Source organism: Maricurvus nonylphenolicus (assembly GCF_042854845.1).
Taxonomy (GTDB): domain Bacteria; phylum Pseudomonadota; class Gammaproteobacteria; order Pseudomonadales; family Cellvibrionaceae; genus Maricurvus; species Maricurvus nonylphenolicus.
Genome location: NZ_AP031498.1, coordinates 3,662,523 through 3,674,099 on the forward strand (window position 1 = coordinate 3,662,523; position 11,577 = coordinate 3,674,099).

Sequence of the window (11,577 nt, forward strand, 5' to 3'; positions counted from 1 at the left end):
TGTAAAAAATCGAAGCAAAAAAAAGGCGCCCATCAACGACATCACCTCCACTTCAGGGTGATGTGTTAATGAGCGCCTTTGCTCGTCTGTTTGGCTACAGTGCCATTGTTTTTACTGGTCCACCGCCTTTGGTGTATCCAGATCAGTGCCAGGTGTTTCCCCGGCGATATGGTTATCTATAATGCAGCGCCCGTGCCAACTTTAAAAAAAACCTAAATTAACTGCGGTTATGCCCTAAAAAGCGACAAAAATCCCCATCAGAGTGCAGGAAATAGAAGTTTGCACCGTATATTCACGCTAATTGGAATTTTGAGAAGAGATAAATTTACCCTGCGTGCACCATTTTGGAAAAAACGGGGTCAATTTTAGGGATTTGAGAGAAAAAGCACGCTTTCAGAGGTCAGCACATCGACCAGTAATACCTGTTCAGCACTGAGGAATACCCCAAAGGTTTTACAGGTAGCATCGCTAACACTGTCTTTATAGGGCTCTGACACCACAATATGCTGGGTATCCAGTTGATGCATAGCGTGCAGGAGAGGAAAATAGGGTCGATGATTCAAATTCTTGCCCGACAAGGATGCATCGGCAGATACCTTCTCTGCGCCAACTTCATAGTTGGGGCTAACCTGCCAACCTGTGGGATCACAAATATAATAACGCAGTACACCCAGTTGGTGCATTCTGCCGCAATCTTCGGCATCCATCAGACCTGTTAAATCCAGGTTAAAACCCAGCAACATGCTTAACCGTTCGACTTCTTCAGCCACGCAGCGATTATGTTTGGCCAAGGTCAGATGGCGCTGACTTTTACGCAGCAAATAACTTTGTTTTAAACTGCGAACCATATGCTGATAGGTATCGGCTGGCTTTAGCTGGCCTTCTGCGGCCTGGAATAACCAGCCTTGCAGGTAATCCGCCCCACATTCAATGGCAAAATGAAATTCCTCAGGGGTCTCTATCCCCTCACAGATCACTTTACAGCCGTTTCGCGAAGCAATGGTTGCAATCGCCAATACGACATCAGCTTCAGGCCCACCCAATGAAGCCGCTCGAAATAAGGCTCTATCCAGTTTGATATAATCGGGCTGCAAAGCAATCAGGCGATCCACTTGGGAAGCCCCGGTACCAAAATCATCCACGGCGACTTTAAAACCGGCTTTATGATACTCACGGGTTAAGCGTTTAAGGTTATGCAGATTGCCATTGCGTTCGGTAATTTCGATCACAACGCGACTGGGGTCCAACCCCAGGCGCTCAATCATTTTCACCGTGGGGCTGGTCATATCATCACTGAGCAAATCAACCCAGTCAGGTGAAATATTCAGTGATAGAAAGCCAGACCCTGGTCGTAACGCAAAATGCTCGATGGCCTCTTCCCGCAATGAACGGTCGACAGACAGCTTGGAAGATTTAGACACTTGCGGATTAAAAAACAAGCCTCCGGCGCTAACGATATTGCCTGCCTGATCACGCTGACGTGCCAAGGCTTCGTAACCTACGATATCTCCGCTGCTAAGCTTGATAATAGGCTGGAAATGGGGAAGGTAATTCTCCAGTCGCAGTTCTTCCTCAGAACCAGGACGCGCTTCGGAAACATTATGTTTGGTTTTCATACAGCTTCAACCAATAGCCGACCATAGAGGTCGACCTTTATATACAGTCATTAAACGCTATTGCCAGCGTTTGGCTTCAACCAGTGTGTCATATTGTTCATGCAAGCTATCCAGCGCATGGGATGCTATCTCAAAGAACTCTGTCGCCGGTAAGGAAATATGCTCCCGTACAACATGCTCATTGATACACGACAACAGTTTATCCACACTTTGGCGCTGGCTCTCGGAGGGCCGGATATCCTGCCAAACCCGGGACGTATTCTCGGTAATCTTTTGACACAAATAATTTAAACGGATGCGGGAAACACTGTCACAGCTACCTGCGGCCGAAACCCCGGTACCAATGGCGCGAGCCTGCCCTATATATTCAGCCGCTGATAATAGCTCCCGCCAGGACAAATGAAAGGGTCTATTTTTTTCATCCTTTAACAACAGCAGATCGTGCGCCTGTGCCATATCATCAATTAAGTACAACACACTCTGGATTAGGTTGTTGTGCTGAGTCAGATTGTTATCCGGTTTGTTATTCTCAAAACCACCTGCCAAACGCGCCCAGTGTTGAGTAATACTGTGCCAGCGCTCATTGCTTTCGATCCAGGAATCTATCTGGGAGATCTTGTTGATATCAATACTGATCGTTCGCTGCAGGGGATGTATATCTTTTAATAGGTCCTGCCCGCCATTAAGAAAACCGTTGGTTAAACCTCGGTGCTGCTGAATATGCGATAACAACTGCCGCATACTTTGCAGCCAGGACAGCCCCACCGCCTGGCGTTGCAATCGCTGCTTATAGCGATACCGCATACCCACAAGGGAAATCCCGACAATCACGGAAGCCAGTACAGCAATATAGACTAATGTCATGGTATCCATAAACGCCCCTAGTTCAGGTTTTCCGTCTGTGTCTCCTGACACAGGTAATAAAGATGATTAGAAATATCCGAAGCCTGGGTGGCCATACCACTATTGGCATGGGCGACTTGCGCCATCTCTTCAATATTGCTGGATATCTCTCGGGTAGCGAGATTCTGCTGAGAAGAGGCATCGGAAATAGCGCTAATCATTTCAGACACCGAACGGGTATTAGTGGCAATTTCACTGAACACAACTTCGGCATCTTCCGCTACAGAAACCGTTTTATCGGCATGCTCAACCACTTCATCCATACTGCTTTTTACTGCCGACATTTGCCCCTGTACCGCTTCAATATTGGCGGTAATTTCCTGGGCTGATTCGTGACTGCGAGTTGCCAGTGCACGCACCTCCTCAGCGACTACCGCAAAACCTCGTCCATGCTCCCCTGCCCTGGCAGCTTCGATCGCCGCATTTAACGCCAGCAGGTTGGTTTGCTCAGCGATTTCTCGAATCACGGTTGATATGGATGAAACATTCGAGGTGCGCTCATCGAGGCTGGCCAACAGTTGGTAGGTTTGTTCGATAAGCCCGGAAACCTCGGCCATATTACCCCGCACACTGGCGATAGTTTCAGTGCCTTTCTCACCGTGGTGATAGGTATCATTGGCCGACTCATAGGCACTGTTAATACGTGAAGCGATCTCTTCAATACTGTGGCTAATTTCAGTCACCGCTGCAGCAACCGACGCCGCCGATTGCGATTGCTGCATAATATTACCGGCCAGCTGCTCAGCAGTAGAACTCAATTCCGATGCCGAGTGACTTATCTCAGATGCCCGGTTCTGAGCATCTTCCTTGTCCCTTCTAACGCGACTGGCGGCCGTTAACAGGGATAAATTTAAACGCGTCCAACCACCGCTTAATTGGCTTACCAATGCCTGGTGCTGTATCTCACTATTCTGCGTTAATAGATCTTCCAACACGCGAAAGTCTTTTGCCACCAACAACAAACTGCCCACAGCAAAGTAACTTCCGACTACCGATGCCGATACCAGCAACCACATAGGCGCCTGTACTGCCAACAGGCTCCAAAAACTTACTATCCCTAGCAGCAGCAACCAAGCCATCCTTTTAAAGCCCAAGACTTTCAACACACTACAAACGGGTTTAAACAGGAACATGAAATTCAATAGCCTCTATAATCTATTTCACAGGGGGTGTAGAGCAATAAATATTCCAAGTAGGCTATCGTCTAAATATTGGTTACCTTAAGAGCAGGTTCCAAACCGAGATGAATAAAAAAATTGAAGAGGGTTAACTTAGGGCATAACCAGAACTGACTGGTGCGTCACTTGTTCGGGTCACCACCCTTAAATGCACCACAATAATGCAGGGGAGATCAAAACAGTGCCAAAATAAAATCTGCGACTAATCATTCATCAATGACATTACATCGATAACATTCTCAGCCACAGCTGCCATGGAGATACTTTTATCCATCGCTTTTTTACGCAGCAGTTGATACGCCGCATCTTCATCAAGATCGCGCTGCTTCATTAATAGGCCCTTGGCCTTATCAATCAGTTTACGCTCGTGCAGCTGGTTTTTGGTTTTTGCCAGCTCTTGCCTTAAGCCCTGCTCTGACTGAAACCTGGCTATGGCAACATTGATAATGGAGTTAATTCTTTCCGGCTGGATATCATCTACAACAAAGGCATTGACCCCGGCCTTAATAGCCTTCTGGATGATTTGAGGCGTATCTTGTTCGGCAAACATAACCACCGGATGGGGCTGAACTTGCTGCAGGCTGGCTACCTTTTGCAAGATATCATCATCGGGAAGATCGATACCCATGACAATAATATCAGGGGTATGAGTCTCTATCTCTCTGAGCAGATAGTCAGCGGTATTTAACTCGGCGACCAGCGGATACCCCAAAGCAACCAGTTCCCGTGCCAACAGGCTTCGTCGAAATTTGTCAGCATCAAACAAGAGTATCGATGGCTTCTGAGCCGATACTGAACGAGAATTGACCACTAAATTGTCCGCCCCTAGCAAATACTGTTACCCCTAAACAGGAGGTTCATCCAGTATCAGCAATAGCTGTGCCAATACGTATGGCACCGCTGTAAGGCTATCGACCCCTTAACTCTAATGATCAATCAAATCCGCATTGAGTTCAGCGATGCGGTTAACCCCCATCAAAGCCATGGCCACTTCAATTTCTTGCTGGAAGCGTGTTAATAAGGCCGTTATGCCAGCTTCCTGCCTGGCCGCCATGGCCCAGACCCACGGGCGGCCGATCAATACCCCTTTCGCGCCTAGCGCTACCGCTTTAACAACATCAATACCGCTGCGCACACCGCCATCCATAAACACGTCAATCTGCTTATCCAGTGCGTCAACTACAGCGGGTAATTTGGAGATACTGGATGCAACACCATCTAATTGCCGCCCACCATGATTAGACACCACAACCCCATCGGCGCCAGCATCAACCGCCTGACGGGCATCATCCACTTCAAGCACGCCTTTTATTATTAACTTGCCATCCCATACAGAACGCAGCCAGGTAATATCTTTCCAGGTCACACTGGGGTCAAACTGCGAATCTATAAAGGCTTTAAAGGCAGCCATACTATTGGGGTTATCTACTACATCACTCAAATTGCCTATGGCATGTGGGCCGCCCAAACAACCTACGTCCATTAACCAACGCGGTCGTGTTGCCAACTGTGAGAACATAGACCATTTGGCTTTGAGACCTTCAGCCAGCATACCGTTGCGGTAATCCCGGTGTCGCATACCCGCCACGGCAAGGTCCACAGTAAAAATCAATGTATTGCAGCCGGCTAATTTTGCACGTTCCAAAATCTGCAACACCACATCGCGATCACGCAACATATACAGCTGGAACCAGGGAATACTAGTCGATGCCTGTTTGATTTCTTCCACAGAACAGACACCGACGGTTGAACAGGTAAAAGGCACACCCGCCGCTTTGGCAGCTTTAGCGGCTTGTACTTCGCCTCGCCTTGCCATCATGCCGGCCATTCCCACAGGTGCCAATGCCAAAGGCATACTGGCAGTTTGGCCGCATAACTCAGTAGAAGTATTGACGCTGCCAACATCACTCATCACCTGTTGCTTTAGGCAATAATCTTCGAAGTCAGCGATATTGGCAGCCATGGTCCGCTCATCATTACTGCCACCATCAATATAATCAAACAGGAAATTCGGTAAGCGTTTTTTCGCAAAATGACGGAAATCTTCAACACTTATCGGGAAACTATTATTCATATCCAAAGCCCTTAAACTGCTGTTGATTTAACTCTAACAGTCGGAAATCTGTGGCTTTGTTATTTGGGTAACATTTGAGGTGGAGTTACTTTGAGCAATCGATGTCTTTTGATTTATATCAATATTCGACCGAGAGGGAAGAAGCCTTCCCCCTTTATATGCAGTTTATGCTTGAACGCTTTCCCGCATTTTTTGGTTGTGACGCTCTATCCAGGCAGCCTCTTCCCCCGGTTCTGGTAATAAATCCCCGCCTTCCATCACCCATTTGGCTTGTACGTCCCGAGTGGACATGGTCACTTCGGAGAAGTTTACCCCGATAACATCTGCCACTGCTTGACGCATGCCCGAGACCAGTTTGTTTTTTACCTCATCGGTACGGCCAGAGCGGATATTGCCAAACAACTGATAATCGGCTGTACTCTCACCGCCCCAGAGACTTTGCAGCAGAGCCAATTTTTCTGAGCTGAAGAAAACCACATGCACAAACGTTGGCGGCGCCCCTGTGACCTCACAGTGCACATCGGTAACAGCCTGAGAAATGGTTTGTTTCTTTTCCGGTGAGATGGCACCGGTGGGATAGCTACACAAATATAATGGCATAGTGATTCTCCTAGGTTGCCGGCATCACAGTGGCGATAATTTCGTTAATATGGCAATCGGTTTTATCTGTCCATAGATTGCAAATCGCATTGAGGACGTCTACCCGCAAATCCTGCTCAATTGGTGGTGCCATCAAGGTTACGATAGAAGAGGTTGAAAGCTGACCGGCAGTCCATCCCTCCCCTTTTGGAATCTTGACCCAGGAGATGTCCAGTTTCTCTCCCAAACCGTTGCGTACCACGATATCCTCGAGGCCTTCCCCCAGCTGTTTTACAGTGTCCTCAGGAATTTGCCCTTCCTGAAGTAAGCAGATACAAAATGTCATGCGGTCCCCTAGCTATTATCAAAAGGTCTACAATTTACTGTAACCGAATCTTTTTATAATAGGCACTGACCATAGTTTGCAGGCGCCCCTAAAAAAAGGCATAGCGGGGAGTATGCTTTACTTCATAGCAGTGCTTTGAGATATTACATTTTTGTATAACCGCCTTAACAGCCGCAGGGGTGAACATGGATATTTCTGATATTGCAATGCTGGAAGCCATCGTTAAACATGGCAGCCTCAGTAAAGCTTCGGAAGTTCTTTACGTGTCGCAACCCACCTTGAGCAAACGCCTGGCGCGACTGGAAACCGTGCTGGCTACACCGCTATTTCACCGCAGTAGCAGCGGCTTAACCCCTACAGCCCATACCCAATTTATTATTGATAATACCCAGCCGCTAAAAACCCAGATTAAAAATATTCAGCGCCATATAGAACTGATGAATAATCTGCAAGCTGGCGAGTTGCGTTTAGGGGTTGGGCCTATTGTTGAGCAACTTTACTTCCCTTACACCTTGCTGGAACTCACCAAAGATTCATCCAATAAACTGGATGTTTCTATACGTACAGGTACCGACGAGACTCTCAAGACCCTGTTACAGGACGGCGAGATCGACATTGCTATTGGCCCGTTTGAGGAAGATAGTGGTTCAGACGAGTTTGTAGTGACAAACATTGCCAATCAACCCCTGATTATTGCCGTACGCTACGACCACCCCTTCGGCATTGCCTCCCGAGAAGGCCGGAGCATATCGCCAGAAGAAATGTCATCCTACCCCTTGATTGCACCACATATTCCTAAATATATGAATGAACGCTTTCTGCAGTTGTTCAATGAAACGCCTCAGCGGGTTATGTGTGACAACTATTCAGTGATCAAGGAGGTATTAAAACAGTCTGATGATTTCACCATTGGTCCGGGAGCGGTTTTTAGCCAGGAAGTCATCAACAAAGAATTAACCTTTGTTGCTCCGCCCGTTTCAGTGCAATGGCATGCGGCTTGTATGACACTGGCCCAGAATGCAGAACTGCCGTTTATCCATAAAGTCATAGATGCATTTCGTCAATATCCGCTGCCGGAAGTTAACAGTTAAGCGCAGCGGTCTCCGCCTCCCTATCAGACGTCTTGCTGATATGCTTTTTCTTGCTCCCCCTACCGAAAACTAATCACTTCCGTATATCAGATCTGGGCGATATACATACCCTATTCATACGGCCATTGCTGCTGTATGAAGTCCATCCATATGAGGTAGTTATGGAGAACTGATATGCCCATATAGGAGCTGATTATGTTTACACGTAATACACTGATTTTACTTTCGTCTCTGCTAATCACAATTTCAGCACACGCATCCACCTATACACAAACCAAATACCCTATTGTCTTACTCTCAGGGGTTATGGGTTCCCCTAATGCTTTTGGCCCTATACCCACCGAATATTTCTATGGTATCGAGCAAGCACTGGAGTCCTCAGGCGCTCGGGTCTATGTTGCCCCCCTTTCGCCCCTGCACGAAGACTACACCCGTGGTGAGCAGGCCAGGCGTTTTATTGAAGAAATCGTTATCCCCTATGAACACTCACGGGGTTATCACTGGGTGGATAAGGTTAATATTCTGGGCCACAGCCAGGGTGGTATTACCGCCCGATATGTCGCCGGCGTTCATCCGCATTTGGTGGCCACCATCTCCACAATCGGTACACCTCACAATGCCCCCACCAAAGGGATGAGCCTGACTGACTTTTTTATTCTTGCTACACAGGATGACAATGTCCTTGGCCAACTGGGCCGAATCATCAACGGTTTGTTCGGAGACATCAGTAGCTGGCTTTCTGGCACTCACTTGAGCAATGATCTTGATGCAGCCCTCGAGCATATCGAGAATAATTTCGCCGCCTTTAATCAGGATTTTCCACAGGCATTGCCCACTGGCTCTCCCTGCGGAGAAGGTCAATATGTGGTAAACGGTATTCCTTATTTCTCCATGGGTGGTACTTCACCGCTGACAAATTTCTTCGACCCCTCTGATGCGGCACTGGGAACACTGAGCCTGATACTACAAGTGGACGACAAAAATGATGGCGCTATAGGCCGCTGCCAAACTCATATCGGCAAGGTAATTCGCGATAATTATGTAATGAATCACGGCGATGAAATTAATGCGCTCTACGGCATTGTCTCGCCCTTTGCCACCAACCCGCGTACCGTTTATCGCAAGCATGCCAATTACTTGAAAAATATGGGGCTGTAATTACAGCGAATTAACGGCTTCAAACATGAATAAGAAAGCAGCAACCGGTACAGTCGTGGCCCTGATAGTCACGGCTGTGCTCTATTTGTCCTGGTATTTGTCCTGGCAGGATAGCCCCTTACAGAAAGACACCTTCTCAGGTATTAGGCCAGAGTTGCCCAAGGCAACAAATATCACCTTGCCAGAATCGGCGCTTCAACCAATCCCTGAGAAGCTCACCACCGAGCAAAAGCCAGATATTGATCAGGTCATGGACTACCTGCAAAGCATTCCTTCCCTGGAAGGCTCCGAGATCGACGGGGCACTTGAGATTGATGACGATGGTCAGCTGATTAAAGACAAAGACGTAAAATACCTGTTTGACTATTTCCTGAGTGCCACAGGCGAGATTTCACAGGACCAAGTCTCTCAATTACTGTCACTTTACGCTGAGGCGAGCCTTCCCAGTGAAGCCGCCTCAGAAGCCATCACCCTGTTCGCCACCTATCTGGATATGAAACATGCACTGGAACAGAGAATGCAAAACCAGTTACCTCAGGGCTATTCCCTTGACAACATTACGCAGTTCTTTGACCTGCGCAATCAAATCCGCCAAGCCCATCTGGGCCCGCAAGTCACCCAGGCCTTTTACGGTGATGAAATAGCCTACGATCGCTACCAAATCGACAAAGCACGCTGGCAGACCAATAACGTATCGGACAACCCGATATCCCCAGAACTCAGTCATCGCGACCAGGAACAACAACGCCAACACCAACTGTTTTCCAGCTCATCAGCTACAGGCAATCAACTTACCCCATCAGAGCAATACGCCCTGTGGGAGCGCACCTTAGGGCACGAATATGCGGCCTCAAGGCTAGCCATAGAGGCCCGATTACAACAACAGCGGGCAGAATGGCGCTTCCGGGTTACCCACTACCAACAACAGCTGCAAACCATAACCCAATCATCACTTTCCAACACCGACCAAACCCAGGCCATTCTTGACCTGCAGGCAAGGCTATTCTCGCCCTCGGAAATCCCCAGGCTGAAGGCCAAAGCGCTGTAAGGCTGCTCCCTTACAGGCCCTATTCATAATATTGGCCACAGCCCCTAAATCATGTCATTACCATGACAGTGGCCCGCTCGCTATGATGAAAACGTACCAAGCCATGTGAATCCAGATGCCGTATGCAGGACCCGTATTACGCTTTACTGTCTGACCTACTGGCTGAATCCACCACCCCTTACCGGAGTCGCTTTATGAACAGTTCTCAACAGAAAGTTGCCGTTATTATTGGTGTAGGACCAGAAAACGGTATGGGTGCCGCCTTGTGCCGCCGTTTTGCAAACAATGATTACCATGTCTTTGTTGGCGGAAGAACCTTTGAGAAGGTTGAAACCGTTGCCAGTAATATTAACGCCAACGGTGGCAAAGCCACACCTGTTGCCTGTGATGCCACAGAAATCGACACCCTGGATAACCTGTTTGCCCAGGCCGCGGATGCCGGTCAAATTACCCTGGCGATTTACAATGCGGGCAATAACATGCCCGGCGACTTCCTGACCATGGAACCAGAATTCTTCGAGAAGTGCTGGCGTATCGCCTGTTACGGCGGTTTCCTGTTTAGCCAATTGGCGCTTAAACATATGGCCCCTAACGAAGAAGGTACTCTGCTCTTCACCGGTGCCAGCGCCTCCATGCGCGGTAAGCCATTCTTCTCAGCCTTTACCGCCGCCAAAGCCGGTTTACGTGCCCTGGCACAATCCCTGGCCCGTGAGTTTGGCCCTAAGGGTGTACATGTTGCCCATGTGGTGATTGACGGCGCTATTGATGGTGATCGTATTAACAAAGGACGTCCTGAAGTAGCAGAAGCACTGGGTAAAGAAGGCCTGGTCGATATCGAAGGCATCGTGGATGTTTATGAAATGCTCGACAAACAACCTTCTCGAGCCTGGACCCACGAAATTGATGTACGTACCGCCACGGAGAATTTCTAAGATGAAGCTTGTCGGTACCACTATTTCACACTTTGTAAGACGTGTTGCGATTCCTTTGAAAATATACGGCATTAACTACGAAGCCATTGATGCCTCAGTCACAACAGATCAAGCGGTTATCAAGCAGCACAGCAAACTTGCTCGCATTCCCTCTTTGGTTCTAGATGATGGCGATGTATTAATTGATAGCGATTATATTTTGGCAGAAATTGATGCCATGGTGCCAGAGAATGAACGCCTGATCATTCAAGATCCAAGTAACCGTCGTCACTACGGCCAAGTACTCGCCTCATTGACTGGAGCGATGGATAAGGCAACCGCCTGGTTCTATGAAGCTCACCGCCGCCCCAAGGAATTTGTTTGGGCTGAATGGGCAGAGCACCTGCGACTGCAGTTAGCCGGCGGTGTTCTGCAAGTCGAAGAAAACGCACATATCTTTGCCGACGGGTCTGAATACCTGTTTGAAGATCGATTAACCCACGCGGATATTGCTGCGGGGCTGGTTTATCCTCTAGCCAATATGGCAGCTGCTGATTTGGTTAATGCTGAATCCTGCCCTCGCCTGGCGAAATTAGCGCTGCATATGAATTCCCTGGAAGCCTTTAAAGCGACATCGCCATCGTAGCTTTCTTTTTTGCTTTACGTTTTGTTC

The 11,577-nt window shown here is 48.2% G+C and carries 12 protein-coding genes; 5 read left to right on the forward strand and 7 right to left on the reverse strand.

The window, feature by feature from the left end; genetic code table 11:
- Nucleotides 1-365: 365 nt before the first annotated feature.
- The 7 genes from ACGHZ6_RS15990 to ACGHZ6_RS16020 all read right to left on the reverse strand — a co-directional run bounded on the left by ACGHZ6_RS15990 (nt 366) and on the right by ACGHZ6_RS16020 (nt 6,696).
- Nucleotides 366-1,616 (reverse strand): EAL domain-containing protein, encoded by a 1,251-nt coding sequence (locus ACGHZ6_RS15990; protein ID WP_390614995.1) that lies wholly within the window; start codon nt 1,614-1,616, stop codon nt 366-368.
- 57 nt (nt 1,617-1,673) lie between these two features.
- On the reverse strand, nt 1,674-2,489 hold the full coding sequence (locus tag ACGHZ6_RS15995) for a nitrate- and nitrite sensing domain-containing protein (RefSeq protein WP_390614996.1): 816 nt from the start codon (nt 2,487-2,489) through the stop codon (nt 1,674-1,676).
- A gap of 8 nt (nt 2,490-2,497) precedes the next feature.
- On the reverse strand, nt 2,498-3,598 hold the full coding sequence (locus ACGHZ6_RS16000) for a methyl-accepting chemotaxis protein (protein ID WP_390614997.1): 1,101 nt from the start codon (nt 3,596-3,598) through the stop codon (nt 2,498-2,500).
- A 301-nt stretch (nt 3,599-3,899) separates the two neighbouring features.
- Entirely contained in the window at nt 3,900-4,508 is a 609-nt protein-coding gene (locus ACGHZ6_RS16005) for an ANTAR domain-containing response regulator (RefSeq protein WP_390614998.1), read from the reverse strand.
- 114 nt (nt 4,509-4,622) lie between these two features.
- Complete coding sequence (locus ACGHZ6_RS16010; RefSeq protein ID WP_390614999.1) at nt 4,623-5,771, reverse strand: L-lactate dehydrogenase; 1,149 nt, start codon at nt 5,769-5,771, stop codon at nt 4,623-4,625.
- 165 nt (nt 5,772-5,936) lie between these two features.
- On the reverse strand, nt 5,937-6,371 hold the full coding sequence (locus ACGHZ6_RS16015; protein ID WP_390615000.1) for a tautomerase family protein: 435 nt from the start codon (nt 6,369-6,371) through the stop codon (nt 5,937-5,939).
- A 10-nt stretch (nt 6,372-6,381) separates the two neighbouring features.
- The gene (locus tag ACGHZ6_RS16020; RefSeq protein WP_390615001.1) at nt 6,382-6,696 is read right to left on the reverse strand and encodes a hypothetical protein; all 315 of its coding nucleotides are present in this window, start codon (nt 6,694-6,696) and stop codon (nt 6,382-6,384) included.
- Nucleotides 6,697-6,881: 185 nt separating this feature from the next.
- Here ACGHZ6_RS16020 and ACGHZ6_RS16025 point away from each other — a divergent pair, with 185 nt between their 5' ends.
- The 5 genes from ACGHZ6_RS16025 to ACGHZ6_RS16045 all read left to right on the forward strand — a co-directional run bounded on the left by ACGHZ6_RS16025 (nt 6,882) and on the right by ACGHZ6_RS16045 (nt 11,550).
- On the forward strand, nt 6,882-7,787 hold the full coding sequence (locus ACGHZ6_RS16025; RefSeq protein ID WP_390615002.1) for a LysR family transcriptional regulator: 906 nt from the start codon (nt 6,882-6,884) through the stop codon (nt 7,785-7,787).
- Nucleotides 7,788-7,982: 195 nt separating this feature from the next.
- Complete coding sequence (locus ACGHZ6_RS16030) at nt 7,983-8,945, forward strand: esterase/lipase family protein (protein WP_390615003.1); 963 nt, start codon at nt 7,983-7,985, stop codon at nt 8,943-8,945.
- Nucleotides 8,946-8,970: 25 nt separating this feature from the next.
- On the forward strand, nt 8,971-9,993 hold the full coding sequence (locus ACGHZ6_RS16035; protein ID WP_390615004.1) for a lipase secretion chaperone: 1,023 nt from the start codon (nt 8,971-8,973) through the stop codon (nt 9,991-9,993).
- 194 nt (nt 9,994-10,187) lie between these two features.
- Nucleotides 10,188-10,925 carry an SDR family NAD(P)-dependent oxidoreductase gene (locus ACGHZ6_RS16040; RefSeq protein ID WP_390615005.1) on the forward strand — a complete coding sequence of 246 codons (738 nt, stop codon included), beginning with the start codon at nt 10,188-10,190 and terminating at the stop codon, nt 10,923-10,925.
- A gap of 1 nt (nt 10,926) precedes the next feature.
- Entirely contained in the window at nt 10,927-11,550 is a 624-nt protein-coding gene (locus ACGHZ6_RS16045) for a glutathione S-transferase family protein (RefSeq protein WP_390615006.1), read from the forward strand.
- Nucleotides 11,551-11,577: the final 27 nt, after the last annotated feature.